The 14,778-nt window shown below is 37.2% G+C and carries 13 protein-coding genes; 7 read left to right on the forward strand and 6 right to left on the reverse strand.

Features of this window, described 5'->3' with window-relative positions:
- Nucleotides 1-23 precede the first annotated feature (23 nt).
- Both BMY50_RS08100 and BMY50_RS08105 read left to right on the forward strand, forming a co-directional pair.
- On the forward strand, nt 24-347 hold the full coding sequence (locus BMY50_RS08100) for a 2Fe-2S iron-sulfur cluster-binding protein (protein ID WP_093321784.1): 324 nt from the start codon (nt 24-26) through the stop codon (nt 345-347).
- A gap of 76 nt (nt 348-423) precedes the next feature.
- Complete coding sequence (locus BMY50_RS08105) at nt 424-1,281, forward strand: beta/alpha barrel domain-containing protein (RefSeq protein WP_093321787.1); 858 nt, start codon at nt 424-426, stop codon at nt 1,279-1,281.
- A 74-nt stretch (nt 1,282-1,355) separates the two neighbouring features.
- Here BMY50_RS08105 and rplT read toward each other — a convergent pair whose 3' ends face one another.
- The 4 genes from rplT to thrS all read right to left on the reverse strand — a co-directional run bounded on the left by rplT (nt 1,356) and on the right by thrS (nt 4,579).
- Nucleotides 1,356-1,700, reverse strand: a complete 345-nt coding sequence (gene rplT, locus BMY50_RS08110; protein ID WP_093321790.1) for a 50S ribosomal protein L20 — start codon at nt 1,698-1,700, stop codon at nt 1,356-1,358.
- 100 nt (nt 1,701-1,800) lie between these two features.
- The gene (gene rpmI, locus BMY50_RS08115; RefSeq protein ID WP_093321795.1) at nt 1,801-2,001 is read right to left on the reverse strand and encodes a 50S ribosomal protein L35; all 201 of its coding nucleotides are present in this window, start codon (nt 1,999-2,001) and stop codon (nt 1,801-1,803) included.
- Nucleotides 2,002-2,073: 72 nt separating this feature from the next.
- On the reverse strand, nt 2,074-2,640 hold the full coding sequence (gene infC / locus BMY50_RS08120; protein ID WP_093321798.1) for a translation initiation factor IF-3: 567 nt from the start codon (nt 2,638-2,640) through the stop codon (nt 2,074-2,076).
- A gap of 13 nt (nt 2,641-2,653) precedes the next feature.
- Nucleotides 2,654-4,579, reverse strand: coding sequence for a threonine--tRNA ligase (gene thrS / locus BMY50_RS08125; protein WP_093321803.1), 1,926 nt, complete (start codon nt 4,577-4,579; stop codon nt 2,654-2,656).
- Between the two features lie 152 nt (nt 4,580-4,731).
- On the opposite strand from thrS, the gene BMY50_RS28115 reads away from it, so the two are divergent.
- Nucleotides 4,732-4,893, forward strand: coding sequence for a hypothetical protein (locus BMY50_RS28115; RefSeq protein ID WP_162276558.1), 162 nt, complete (start codon nt 4,732-4,734; stop codon nt 4,891-4,893).
- A 3-nt stretch (nt 4,894-4,896) separates the two neighbouring features.
- Here the strand turns inward: BMY50_RS28115 and xylA are convergent, their stop codons facing one another.
- Together xylA and BMY50_RS08135 are read right to left on the reverse strand one after the other, a co-directional pair.
- The gene (xylA, locus tag BMY50_RS08130) at nt 4,897-6,225 is read right to left on the reverse strand and encodes a xylose isomerase (RefSeq protein WP_202907767.1); all 1,329 of its coding nucleotides are present in this window, start codon (nt 6,223-6,225) and stop codon (nt 4,897-4,899) included.
- A gap of 37 nt (nt 6,226-6,262) precedes the next feature.
- Nucleotides 6,263-7,744 (reverse strand): xylulokinase, encoded by a 1,482-nt coding sequence (locus BMY50_RS08135; protein ID WP_093321814.1) that lies wholly within the window; start codon nt 7,742-7,744, stop codon nt 6,263-6,265.
- Between the two features lie 353 nt (nt 7,745-8,097).
- On the opposite strand from BMY50_RS08135, the gene BMY50_RS08140 reads away from it, so the two are divergent.
- From BMY50_RS08140 to BMY50_RS08155, 4 genes are all read left to right on the forward strand, one after another.
- Nucleotides 8,098-9,132, forward strand: a complete 1,035-nt coding sequence (locus BMY50_RS08140) for a LacI family DNA-binding transcriptional regulator (RefSeq protein ID WP_093321818.1) — start codon at nt 8,098-8,100, stop codon at nt 9,130-9,132.
- Nucleotides 9,133-9,206: 74 nt separating this feature from the next.
- Nucleotides 9,207-10,502 carry a TolC family protein gene (locus BMY50_RS08145; RefSeq protein WP_093321821.1) on the forward strand — a complete coding sequence of 432 codons (1,296 nt, stop codon included), beginning with the start codon at nt 9,207-9,209 and terminating at the stop codon, nt 10,500-10,502.
- Complete coding sequence (locus tag BMY50_RS08150) at nt 10,499-11,596, forward strand: efflux RND transporter periplasmic adaptor subunit (RefSeq protein ID WP_093321826.1); 1,098 nt, start codon at nt 10,499-10,501, stop codon at nt 11,594-11,596. Before BMY50_RS08145 ends, BMY50_RS08150 begins: the two co-directional genes overlap by 4 nt.
- 69 nt (nt 11,597-11,665) lie before the next feature.
- Entirely contained in the window at nt 11,666-14,755 is a 3,090-nt protein-coding gene (locus BMY50_RS08155) for an efflux RND transporter permease subunit (protein ID WP_093321829.1), read from the forward strand.
- Nucleotides 14,756-14,778: the final 23 nt, after the last annotated feature.

Genomic DNA, 14,778 nt, shown 5'->3' on the forward strand with positions numbered 1-14,778 from the left:
ATAGTTGAATAAAATGACAAATCATGATTCATATAAGAGTAGAAGATAGGGATGGAAGTGTTCAAACAGTTGAAATTCCTGAAGATATAAATTTAAGCTTGATGGAAGTATTAAAAGCTTCCGAATATAACATACTTGCCACTTGTGGAGGAATGGCGCTGTGCGCAACCTGTCATGTTGAAATATTGTCTAATGGCGGCAATTTACATGAACCTTCTGACGAAGAATTAGATATGCTAGATACATTACCTGATGCCGATACAAACAGCAGGCTTGCCTGTCAAATTAGACTGGATGAAAATCTTGATGGGCTTCATGTAAAAATCAAGGGTTCGTTACAAAGCTAGTCTGCCTTAATATTGGCAATAAATCTCTTATCTTAGTAGCGCCAAAGAACGATTAAATAAACACTGCAATACCAAAATGATAAGAATTACTGAATGCCCCAGGGATGCTATGCAAGGTATGGAACAATTTATTCCAACGTCAATTAAAGTGGAATATCTAAATCTCTTGCTGAAAGTAGGTTTTGATCGTTTGGACTTTGGTAGTTTTGTTTCACCTAAGGCCATACCACAATTAAGAGATACCGCAGCGATCATACCCCAGTTAGACTTATCGGCTACGAATACACAACTTTTAGCTATCGTTGCCAATACGCGAGGAGCTTTAGAAGCGTGTCAATTTCCTGAAATAACATTTTTAGGCTTTCCATTCTCTGTTTCTGAGACGTTTCAACAACGAAATACGAATGCCAGCATAGAAACATCGCTTAATAGAATAGGAGAAATTATTACATTATGTAACAAATATAAAAAGGAACCTTTGGTTTATCTATCAATGGCTTTTGGCAATCCGTATGGTGATGCATGGAGTCCCCAGCTTGTATCTCATCATGCAAAAAAGCTGGCGAATATGGGAATAAAACACCTTATGCTTGCGGATACAACGGGGGTCTCAACATCACACAACATTACTCAGCTGTATGTAGAATTAAATAAAGACCTTACTGATATAGATTTAGGTGTACATTTACATAGTCAAGCATATGCCGTTGAGGAAAAAATTAAAGCCGCGATTGAAAGTGGATGCAAACGTTTCGACACCGCTATTGGAGGGTACGGTGGTTGTCCAATGGCAGAAGATAAACTAACTGGTAATATGGCTACCGAATCGCTCTTGGAGTACCTAGATGCATTTACTTTACCTTACGCTATCGATAAAGAAAAATTCAACAAGGCCAAAATTTTCTGGAACCAACATATTGGGGTTATCAGTTAGGCTTTAGATCGCCAAAAACAAAAAAAGGAGGTCCTAGAACCTCCTTTTACTAATAGAATACGATAAATTAAAATTTATTTAACTGCATCAATTACTGCTTTGAAAGCATCAGGGTTATTTAAAGCTAAATCAGCTAATACCTTACGATTTAAACCGATATTCTTAGTGTTTAACTTCCCTATCAACTGTGAATACGAAATTCCATGTTGACGAGCGCCCGCATTGATACGTTGAATCCATAATGCTCTAAACTCTCTTTTCTTAGTTTTACGGTCACGGTAAGCATATTGCAAACCTTTTTCAACCGTATTTTTAGCAATGGTATAAACCTTGCTACGTGATCCGTAATAGCCTTTGGCCAATTTAAGGATCTTTTTTCTTCTTCTTCTAGAAGCTACTGCGTTAACCGAACGTGGCATATTTATTTAAATTAGTTTGGTAAAAGGTGCTACGTATTCTGAAATCAGTCAGCAGGCTTACAACCCAATACCCGGTTAATAAAATGTGTTAATTAAAATGTTATTTACCGATAGCAAGCATACGTTTTACATTTCCCATATCAGCGTCAGACACTAAACCTGTTTGCGTTAAATTACGCTTACGTTTAGTACTCATTTTCGTCAAGATATGGCTCTTGTATGCGTGTTTTCTCTTGATCTTACCGGTTCCAGTAAGGCTAAAACGTTTCTTAGCACTGGAATTGGTTTTAACTTTTGGCATAATCTTATCTATTTTTATCTTTCTATTAGTTGTACTTGAAACTCTTTTACAGTATTAAATCTGTACGAGTATTTATTTTTTTGGATTTTTAGGCGCCACGGTTATAAACATCCGTTTACCTTCCAGTTTAGGTAATAGCTCTACTTTTCCAATTTCTTCTAAAGCTTGAGCAAATTTCAATAATAGGATCTCTCCTCTATCTTTATAAACAATAGCTCTACCTTTAAAATGAACATACGCCCGCACCTTTTCGCCTGACTCTAAAAACTTTATGGCATGTTTAAGTTTAAAATCAAAGTCATGCTCATTGGTATTCGGGCCAAAACGAATTTCTTTGATTACCGTTTGCTTAGCATTTGCCTTAATTTCTTTTAGTTTTTTCTTTTGCTCGTAAACAAACTTACTGTAATCAACAACCTTACATACTGGGGGAACTGCATTCGGAGAGATTTCAACCAAATCAAGCTCTAACTCGTCAGCTATTGCCAATGCCTGCCTAATTGGGTAAACCCCTTGTTCTACATTTTCACCAACTAAACGTACTTCCGTAGCCTTAATATGCTGATTAATACGATGATCGGGTTCTTTCTTCTTAAAAGGAGGGCGTGGCCCTCTCATTCCTGGTTTTCCTAATGCCAAATTATTTCCTTAATTAAACTGTTATTTCTTCTGTTAATTGTTTACTGAAAGTTTCAATAGTCATATTTCCTAAATCGCCTTCGCCGTGTTTTCGAACAGAAACCGTGCCATTTTCGACCTCTTTTTCACCCACAATGAGCATATAAGGTATTTTTTTCACCTCAGCATCGCGAATCTTTCTGCCTACTTTTTCGTCTCGCAAATCAATCAACCCGCGAATATCGGTATTATTTAACGATTCTAAAAGTTTTTTCGCATATTCTTCATATTTTTCGGAAACTGGTAAAATGATAAATTGCTCAGGAGTAAGCCACAGCGGAAATTCCCCGGCACAATGTTCTATCAATACCGCTACAAAGCGTTCTAGAGATCCAAAAGGTGCTCTGTGAATCATTACAGGCCGATGCTTTTGATTATCGCTTCCGGTATATTCCAGCTCAAAGCGCTCAGGTAAATTATAATCTACCTGAATCGTACCAAGTTGCCATTTACGACCAAGTGCATCTTTTACCATAAAGTCTAATTTAGGTCCATAAAAAGCAGCTTCGCCTAACTCAACAACAGTATTAAGACCCTTTTCTTCAGCAGCCTCAATAATGGCAGCTTCTGCCAACAACCAATTTTGTTCACTGCCAAGATATTTTGTTTTATTCTCGGGATCACGCAATGAAATTTGGGCGGTATAGTCATTAAATCCTAAAGCTTTGAAAACATAAAGCACGAGATCTATTACTTTTTTGAATTCGTCTTTTACCTGGTCGGGGCGGCAGAATAAATGCGCATCATCTTGAGTAAAACCCCTTACACGTGTTAAGCCATGTAACTCACCACTTTGTTCATAACGATAAACGGTGCCGAATTCAGCAAAGCGAACAGGCAAATCTTTATATGAGCGCGGTTTGCATCTGTAAATTTCACAATGATGAGGGCAGTTCATTGGCTTTAATAAAAACTCCTCCCCTTCTTGTGGTGTATGTATGGGCTGAAACGAGTCTGCACCATATTTTTCATAGTGTCCGGAAGTAACATAAAGATTCTTATGCCCAATGTGAGGCGTCACTACAGGTTCATATCCAGCTTTTATTTGCGCCCGTTGTAAAAAGTCGATTAATTTCTGACGCAACGCAGCACCTTTAGGCAGCCATAATGGCAGTCCCATTCCCACCCTTTCAGAAAAGGTAAATAATTCGAGCTCTTTACCCAATTTACGATGGTCGCGCTTTTTAGCTTCTTCGATCATTTTTAAATAATCTGCAAGCTCACCCGCTTTAGGAAAAGTAACACCATAAATTCTTGTTAGCTGTTTCCGACTCTCATCTCCTCTCCAATAAGCACCCGCAACATTGGTAAGTTTAATGGCTTTTATAAAGCCAGTATTAGGAATATGAGGTCCTCTACATAAATCCGTAAAATTACCTTGCGAATAAAAAGTGATAGAACCGTCCTCTAAATCCTTGATTAAATCTAGTTTATATTCATCTCCTTTTTCAGTGAAGTAAGCAGTAGCATCTGCTTTTGAGACCTCCTTTCGCTCGTAGGAGGATTTGGATCTAGCAAGTTCCAACATTTTGTCCTCGATCATTTTGAAGTCGTCTGAAGAGAAGGCACGATCACCAAAATCGACATCATAGTAGAAGCCGGTTTCTATTGCCGGACCAATACCAAATTTTGTTCCCGGGTACAAAGCCTCCAAAGCCTCTGCCATTAAGTGAGCTGATGAATGCCAAAAGGTTGCTTTACCAGCTGTGTCATTCCACGTTAATAAACGGACCTTAGCATCGTTTTCTATTGGTCTGGTAGCATCCCAAACCTGTCCATCTACTTCGGCTGCTAAAACATTGCGTGCTAGTCCTTCTGATATTGATTGTGCGATTTGCAAAGAATTGGTTCCCTTTTCGTATGCACGAATAGAACCATCTGGAAGTGTAATGTTAATCATCTACAACTATGATTTTTAAGTTTTAAATAAAATTTCTACTAATCACCTACCCTGTGATTTTTTTTGAAGCACAAAGATAACAAGATTTATATATTTCGACACCGATTTTTTTTCTGAAATAATTCTTTATTTTCATCCTTTTTTCGAAAATTATGCCGTTTTCGAACCCAGATGAGGGAATAAAAAAGATTTCGATGGATAGGCACCCGCAAGCAGGTGTTAGGAGAGAAAAGAAAGGTTTAGATGAACATCATAACCTGTTCAACAATCAATTAAATTATATTGTGGAACAAAGTTATGATGCCGAATATTAAGATTTAGATATACCGATTAATCAGGTTCTCCAAGTATTCTTGTTGTCCGCTAATTGTTTTAGGCTCGCCTAAGTCTATAGCTAAGTCCCTTAAATCAGTTAATGAAAGTCTTCCTTCCTCAAATGTTTTCCCACTTCCTTGATCGAAGGATTGATATCTTTCTTTTCTTATCTTTTTATAATCCGAAAGCTGCAAAATATTATCAGCTATCAGCAATGCCCTAGCAAATGTATCTGCCCCACCAATATGAGCATAAAAAAGATCTGCCGGATCAGTAGAGTTGCGACGGATCTTCGCGTCAAAGTTAATTCCGCCGCCGCCAAAGCCACCAGCCTCTAAAATTATAAGCATAGCTTCACTCAGTTCATTAATATTATTAGGAAATTGATCTGTATCCCATCCATTTTGATAGTCACCCCTGTTAGCATCTATCGAACCAAGCAAACCAGCATCAACGGCTACTTGAAGTTCGTGCTGGAAAGTATGCCCCGCCAATGTAGCGTGATTTACTTCAAGATTTAGCTTGAAATCGTTCAGCAAATCGTGCTGCCTTAAAAATCCGATTACAGTGGCAGCATCATAATCATATTGATGTTTAGTGGGTTCACATGGTTTAGGTTCAATAAAAAAGGTACCCTTAAAGCCTTGTGCACGTGCATAGTCTTTCGCCATATGTAACATCTTAGCTAAATGTTCCTGCTCTCTTTTCATGTTAGTATTCAAGAGCGTCATATACCCCTCTCTTCCCCCCCAGAACACATAATTTTCACCGCCAAGTGCAATAGTAGCATCTAAAGCTGCTTTTATTTGAGCCCCTGCGTGTGCAACAACACTAAAATCCGGGTTTGTTGCTGCTCCATTCATATAACGTTTATGACTAAAAAGATTCGCCGTACCCCATAATAGTTTTACGCCACTCGTTTTTTGTTTATCTAAAGCATAATCAACTAATGTTTGCAGGCGCTTCTCATTTTCGGCGACATCGTCTCCATAATCTACTACGTCAACGTCATGAAAACAGTAATAAGGAAGATCGATCTTTGTGAAAAATTCAAAAGCCGCGTCCATTTTGTCCTTTGCCCTTCTAATCACATCCTTGTTTTCATCCCAAGGAAAAAACAAGGTCTGACCACCAAAAGGATCGCTACCTGTTCCGTTAAAAGAATGCCAATAAGCAACTGCAAAACGCAAGTGCTCCTTCATGGTTTTACCTGCGACCACGCGGTTCGCGTCATACCAACGATAAGCCAACGGATTATCTGTTTCTAATCCTTCGTAATTAATCTTTCCAATACCTTTGAAGTATTCTTTTTCACCAATAGTTATAGACATAATTTATAATTTTTATTAATCAATTTATAAGCTCTACTTATTTAATGTATTTATTCAGCAAGTTTCTCCAATCGTAATATACCTCTTCATATGTATTCTCTTTGTTTGGTTCAATAATCTTCAATGGTTTGGTATTCGAAAATGCTTCTTGAGGAGATCTGAAAACGCCAGCACCTATTCCAGCTCCTAACGCAGCACCTACACTTCCGTCATTATCATATAATTCAACAGGTACTCCAGTGATGTTTACAAAAATATCAGCGAATAATTCACTTTGGAAAAGGTTGGCTTTCCCTGCTCTAATTACCTTTGGATTCACACCGTTTTCGCGCATAATATCCAAACCATAGCGAAATGCGAATGCAATACCTTCCTGGCATGCTCTAAAAATATGTTTAGATTGATGCTTATTTAAATCAATATTAGATATTAATGCACCTAAGCTTTTATTTTCTAGCATTCTTTCCGCTCCATTTCCAAATGGTAAAATACGTAGACCGTTACTACCTATCGGAGCCGCTAGGGCCCTTTCATTCATCGCTGTGTAATCTAACCCGACACCGAAATGATCTTTTAGCCATCTGTTCAATATCCCCGTGCCATTTATACAAAGTAAAACACCCACCAGAGGCCGCTCTTTGCTGTAATTTACATGAGCGAAGGTATTAATCCGCGATTTCTTATCATATATCAATTGTTCACTTACTCCATAAATAACACCTGAAGTACCGGCAGTTGCGGCAACTTCACCCGGCTCCAGTACATTTAACGATAGTGCATTATTTGGCTGGTCACCTGCTTTGTAGCTCACTGGGATTCCTGCTCGCAACTTCAATTCATCAGCTATAGATTTTGTTAGACAACCATGCTCAGAAAATAACGGTACGATAGATGGAAATAAATCTATTTCAAAACCAAAATAATCAATAACCGTTTCAGACAATTCATTTGCTTTAAAATCCCATAATATTCCTTCAGACAAGGCAGAAATACTCGTCGTAACCGTGCCAGTTAATTTCAGAGCAATAAAATCACCAGGAAGCATTACTTTATGTATCTGCTTATAAATAGCTGGTTCATTATTCTTTATCCAATACAGTTTAGATGCTGTAAAATTCCCAGGTGAATTTAAATGGCTTTTTAGAATAGCTTCCTCACCCAATGAATTAAAAGCCTTAACTCCTATATCTACAGCCCTACTATCACACCAAATGATCGCATCTCTCAATACGTTCAATGATTTGTCAACCATGACTAAACCATGCATTTGATAAGCGATCCCAATAGCGTCAATATCATTAGGGTTATACAATCCACTTTTATTAAGTTTTCCTATCGCTATCTTTGTATGTTCCCACCACATGTCTGGAGACTGCTCAGCCCATCCAGGATGCGGCGAGCTAATCGGTGTCTCTTCTTTTTCTGGATGCTGGCATGAAATAATACATCTTTGCGTGGCAGCATCCACTACCGACACTTTTATTGACGAGGTTCCGATATCAATTCCTAACAGCAGCATATTTTTCTTTGTTTAAATTAGTTAGTGCTAACGTTGGCATAAAAATATAACTTAAGCACGAATATTCCAACTGCAATCTCTATTTTTGATAAATTTATTTTGGATGCCAACAAAATTTATACAGAACTTTAAGAATATCTTGATTGCTGTTGAAAAGCAGTTGTCAAACAACGATTATATTAAAAATTTTCCGGGCATTTCCTTCTATAAATAGTATAACTGAACATAATACACCAAATAGTAAAATAATATTAGCCAACGAATGTTGTAATGAATCATTAATTGCTAAATCATATGAAGTTATAATTAACCTGCGGTGACAGGTTATTAATGAAAAAAAAACATTTATTTCCATGAAGAAAGTAACCATTTTAGATATAGCTAAAGAATTAGATATTACGTTTTCCACGGTTGCAAGGGCGCTTAACGACCATCCTGCAATAAGCAAAAACACAAAAGAACTTGTAAAAGCGGCTGCAGAAAGACTAGGTTACCGTAAAAATAAGATTGCCTCTTCGCTCCGCTCAGGTAAAAGCAACATTATCGGTGTTCTGGTACCCTCCCTTGATGTCAGTTTCTTTAGCTCCGTTGTACACGGTATTGAATCGATAATGAATCAAAATGGTTATTCTGTATTATTATATCAATCGCAGGAATCGTATAAAAAAGAAGATAAGGGTATTGAAACTTTGCTCAATTCTAGAGTTGACGGGGTAATTGCATCAATAGCCATCAATAGAGAAGATAGTGGTACATATGAGGATATAATTAATAGAAATATTCCGCTGGCTTTTTTTGACCGATCGTTAGACGACCTCAACGCTCCTTCAGTAACAATAGACGATTATAAGGGCGGTTATATGGCTACCGAGCATTTAATAAAAGCTGGATACAAAAACATTGTTCATATCACGGAAACAAGAAATTTGGCAATCTTTAAGGAAAGAATGAGGGGGTATAAAGACGCCCTAAAGGCATACGGCCTTCCTTTAAACGAAGATTTGATTCTTAAAGGAAATCTATCATTGGACTTTGGAAAGGAATGTGTAAAAAATCTAACATCAAGAAAAATCCCTTTTGATGCTATATTCACTTTAGAAGATTTTACAGCGATGGGTGTTATACAACAATTAAAGGTACAGCATATCAATATCCCCCATGAAGTAGGTATCATCGGGTTTGCTAATGAAGCTTTTGGAAGTTTAGTTAGTCCTACTCTCTCGACTATCGATCAGCAAACCAACCGTATGGGAGAAGAAATAGCGCTGCAATTTCTTAAAATGTTAAAGGCGGGAGATTTTTACAAATCTGCCCCTCTTAGGATTAAACTTGATCCTATATTAATAATTAGAGAAAGTTCTCAAGGGCCAACATGGGAAAACATTTAATGTAACTCTAATGTATACTTAAACAGTTCCTAATCTAAAGGAGCACATCTTTGCGGCATTATATTAATAGAATAATGACTGCCGTAAAACAACTTTCGTTTCTTCTTACACTTATTATCATCTTAATTTATCATTTAAGTTTAGGCACTGAACTCACTGATACTTTAAGTATTAATGAAAAGGATGCAGAGAAAATTTTCCTAAAAAACAATATCACCCTACTGGCAGAACAACTCCAAATTAATCAAGCGGACGCAATGATTTTACAGGCTAGGGCCTGGCCGAATCCTAATTTATCAATTGACGAAATAAACTTTAACAGAAATGGAACATCAGAAAAAATTCCTCCGCTGATTGGAAATTTTGGGAGAAATCAGCAGTTTACCGTGCAATTAGAACAGCTGATCCACACTGCTAACAAACGAAAAAAGAACATTCGTTTAGAAACCAGTAATAAAGTATTAGCCGAAAATTCTTTCACGGATATATTACTAGCCTTAAAAGCTGAATTTAGGTCTGAATTGGCAGAGTTGACTTATCAACAGCATTTAAAAGGAGATTTGTCTTTTCAACATGATGTGATTATTAAACTTCTAAAGGCGCAATCGTCGCAATTCCAACTTGGAAATACATCACGTGCCGAGTTTTTACGTATAAAAGCTTTGCAAATTTCAATTAATTCAGAGCTAAATGATATAGATGCTCAAATAAATGAAAAACAGGTTAAGTTAAAAACGCTGATGGCCGTTTCCCCGTCCACCTACATAGTAATACAAGAAAGTTCCGATAGTACAGAAATAAAACGACTGCAATCGTTGTCGGTTCAGAAACTGTTAGAAGATGCTGAAAATAACAATACACAGATCAAACTAGCCCATAATTTAAAAGATGTCAGTACTAGTAAGCTAGCTATAGAGCAAGCAAAAAGAACTCCAGACATAACGTTCAGTTTAAACTACGATCGTGCAGGATCAACTATGTTTAATTTCTTTGGTGCCGGTATTTCCATGGACATTCCACTATTTGATCGGAACAAAGGCAATATTAAAAATGCAATATATGAAATACAAAAAGATGATCTTAAACTTCGGGAAAAGAGATTACATATTAACAATCAAATAGTTGAACAATTTCAAAATTTACAGCAGGCCCTTGGTCTCTACAATCAAATTGATAAAGATTACTTGATCGAATTGAAGCAGATACAGACAGCAGTAGCAGATAATTTTATCAAAAAAAACCTAAGTCTTCTAGCATTTCTTGATCTTTTTAACTCCTTCAAGGAAAGCAAACAACTTTACTATCAAGCGATTAAAGACATCAAGATTAAGCAAAACGAATTGAATTATTTAACGGGAATGGAATTATGAAAATAATCAATACAGCAAAAATTATCCTCATTTGTGTGATCGCTGCATCTTGTAAGTCAAACCAAACAACTGATTCCTCAGTGAAACATGAAAAACTATGTCTAGATGCTGAGTTAAAAAAGATTATCGATACAACGACCGTAGCAAAAGCGGAAGGTAATGAGACGCTTAAACTTACAGGAAACGTTAGTTATGACGAGAACAAAGTTTATCGTTTTGTACCATTGTTAAGTGGGGTGATACGTCATGTGCATTTCACCCTTGGGGATTTCGTTAAGAAGGGACAAATCTTGCTTGAAATTCGCAGTGCAGATTTAAACGACATGAGCGCCAACCTTCGAGAAGCCAAGATTAAACTAAAGGTGGCACAACGTCAATTAACTGCAACGCAAAATTTATATGCAGATGGTGTGGCATCAGACAAGGAAGTGTTAGAAGCTCAATCGGATGTTGGCAATGTCGAATCTGAAATCAAGAAAATCGGAGAAAGCCTGGCGATGTATGGTGGTAACATTGAAAGTGGCGTACTAACAGTAAAGGCTCAAAGTTCCGGGTTTATTGTAGAGAAAAATGTTGTAGATGGGCAACAAATTGAAAGTGGTAACGATCCGTTGTTTGTTATTGGCGATTTAAGCAAGGTTTGGGTAATGGCTAATGTTTATGCAGGTAATATCAGCGAAGTTAAGAACGGACTAACTGTGGATATTGAAACAACAGCATATCCTGATAAAATTTTCAAGGGCGTTATTACCCGGATCTCCAATGTGGTAGATGTAAATGAAAAGGTACTCAAAGCCATTATCGCCCTCGATAACCCCGATCAACTATTAAAGCCAGAGATGATGACAACCATCAATGTGCATTTATCACAAAAATCAACCATGGTTTCTATCCCCCAACACGCAGTGGTCTTTGACAACGAAACATACCATCTCATCAAAATTAATAGTGATTGTGATTTACAAATAATAGATTTTGTCCCTGATTACGAAAACAACAATTGCTATTTTACTTCCTCACCTGAGATAAAACCTGGAGATAATATCATTCAAAAGAACAGCCTTCTAGTATACAACAAGTTAATTGGCAAATAAATCGCAAGAGCACCTATAGCCTATTTATAAATCACAGGTTAGTAGACAAAGCATACAGAAATCCAAAAAATGGTAAAATTAGTAGAAAAAATTGTAGGTTTTGCTTTAAAAAACCACGTTATTGTGTTCTTTTTTGTTGCACTACTTGTTATTGCTGGAGTATATGCTTACAAACAAACACCAATAGAAGCTTTCCCAGATGTAACCAATACTAGGGCTCGTGTCATTACCCAATGGCCTGGACGCAGCGCCGAAGAAATTGAAAAATTTGTTACCTTACCTATTAGTAAAGCGATGAATACGATTCCAGGTAAGACAGATGTCAAATCAATTTCATTATTTGGCTTATCTGTCATTACTGTAAATTTTAAAGATAATATTGAAGATTTCTATGCACAGCAGTATGCCGCTAACCGCATGCATTCTGTAAATCTACCCGAAGGTGCAGAGGCCGAAATAGAGCCCCCCTACGGTGCAACCAGCGAAATATTCAGATATGTTATTCAATCAGAGAAACCTGTACCTATCCGTGAGCTCACTTCCCTTCAAGATTGGATAATTGAAAGAGATTTATTATCGGTAGATGGGGTAGCGGATGTAGTAAGTTTTGGGGGCGAGGAAAAAATATTCGAAATCCAAGTTAACCCCTCAGAACTGAGCAACTACAATCTCACAGCATTAGATGTTTATGAAGCGGTCGAAAAAAGCAACATTAATGTAGGTGGAGACGTAATCCAAAGAGGCGAACAAGCCTATGTAGTGAGAGGTGTTGGTTTATTAGATAAAACAAGTGATATAGCAAATATCTTAATAAAGAATGTAAGCGGTGTACCTGTACTGGTAAAGAATGTAGCTAATGTAACCATCAGCAGCAAACCGCGGTTAGGGCAGGCAGGGTTGAATGATAACGATGACTTGATTGAAGGTATCGTAGTAATGTTAAGAGGAGAGAACCCTTCTGCCGTTATAGAAAGATTAAAAGAACGAATAACACATCTAAACGACCGCATTTTACCGAAAGGTATTACGATTCAACCTTTCTTAGATCGCACAGAACTTGTTGATAAAACAATACATACCGTAAGCCACAATTTAATAGAAGGTATACTTTTGGTATCCTTTATCATCTTTATTTTTCTATTTAATTGGCGAACAACAGTTATTGTGGCTTCAGTTATTCCTTTAGCTTTTCTATTTGCCATCCTAATGTTGCGCATCCAAGGATTATCAGCAAATTTAATATCCATCGGTGCAATTGATTTTGGCCTTCTTCTGGAGGGAACAATGGTAATTGTAGAACATGTATTTGTAAGTCTAGACCTAAAAGCCCGACAGTTGGGGATGGAGCGATTCAATAAGTTAAGCAAGGGAGGAATTATTCGATTGAATGCAAAAGGTGTTGCAAAATCTATTCTCTTTGCACAGATAATACTTATTGTTGCTTTGATGCCTATTTTCACTTTTCAGAAGGTAGAAGGAAAAATGTTCTCACCACTGGCATTTACCTTAGGATATGCCTTATTAGGTTCGCTCCTACTTAGTTTGACTTACGTTCCGGCAATGTGCAAAGTACTGCTAAATAAAAACATTGTTGATAGGCACAATCCTATTACAGCATTCGTACGAAAAATCATGTTCGGACTTTATCAGTTCTCACATAAACATCTGAAAACCACGTTAATTGGATTTATTGTACTCTTATTAATAAGTATTTTTGGTTTTGCTAACATTGGAACTGAATTTATACCTAAACTAAACGAAGGGGCAATCTATATACGAGCTACTCTTCCTAATAGCGTGAATTTGGAGCAGTCCGTCAAACTCACACAAGAAATGAAGAAAAAGCTAAGAGATTTTGAAGAAGTAAAATTTGTGCTCACCCAAACTGGTAGGCCTAATGACGGGACAGATCCTACCGGCTTTTTTAATATTGAATTTCATGTACAGTTAAAAGACGAAAGTGAATGGCGTTCACATATATCTAAGGAAAAATTATTAGATGAAATAGAACAAACCTTGGGAGTTTACCCAGGTATTGATTTTGGTTTCAGCCAACCTATTATGGACAATGTAGAAGAATACGTTGCAGGAGTTAAAAGTTCATTGGTGGCGAAAGTTTACGGTAACGACCTCTATAAACTAGAACAAATTGCCGATAGTATTGCGAATGCTATCAAGCCAGTTAAAGGAATAGAAGATCTAAAAGTTTTTCGTAATATCGGGGTACCTGAATTGCGTATACGACTTAGCGAGGCCCGAATGGCTAGATATGGAGTGACGATGAGTGATGCTCAGGCGGTAGTGGAGATGGCTATCGGAGGTAAAGCTGCATCAACATTTTACGAGGGAGAAAAGATGTTTGATATTAGAATTAGATATGACAAACCCTATAGAGATACCGAAGAAGAAATACGAAATATACTTGTTCCATCCATCGAACGAGCGAAAGTACCTCTTTATGAGATAGCTGATATTGGCTATCATTCGGGTCCAGCATTTATTTATAGAGAAGGGAATACTCGTTATATAGCTGTCGGCTTTTCGGTAAGGGGACGTGATTTAGGAGGGACCATTAAAGAGGCACAAGAAAATGTAAGAAAAAAGGTTAAGCTTCCACCCTCCTATAGTTTAGAGTGGGCAGGAGATTTTGAAAATCAACAAAGAGCGATAGGTCGGTTGGCCATAATTGTACCTATCTCCCTTCTTTTAATCGCATTTTTGTTATTTCTTAATTTTGGCAATATTAAAGACACCCTGATATCATTGATAACTATCCCATTCGCTTTTATAGGTGGATTCATTTCGTTATGGGCAACCGGAACTATTTTTGGGATTTCAGCTGGAATAGGGTTTATTATACTTTTTGGTGTGGGTACAATTGATGGAATTATTCTAATATCCGTCATGAAAAACAACCTAATAAAAGGGGAAAAATTAGATACGGCTGTCTCGCAAGGTGTTTACGACCGTATTCGACCTGTATTTATGATTGCCATTATGGGTTCTTTTGGGTTATTACCAGCAGCGCTTTCGCAAGGAATGGGTGCTGAAATTCAAAAGCCATTAGCAATCATGATTGTCGGAGGTCTACTTATATGCATGGTATTAAGTCTCGTTGTTTTACCTCAGATATTTTATTTAGCCTATAAGAAAAAGTAACCAAAAAGAGAACAGGGAAAACC

The sequence above is a fragment of the Olivibacter domesticus genome (genome assembly GCF_900109575.1).
Lineage (GTDB): Bacteria > Bacteroidota > Bacteroidia > Sphingobacteriales > Sphingobacteriaceae > Olivibacter > Olivibacter domesticus.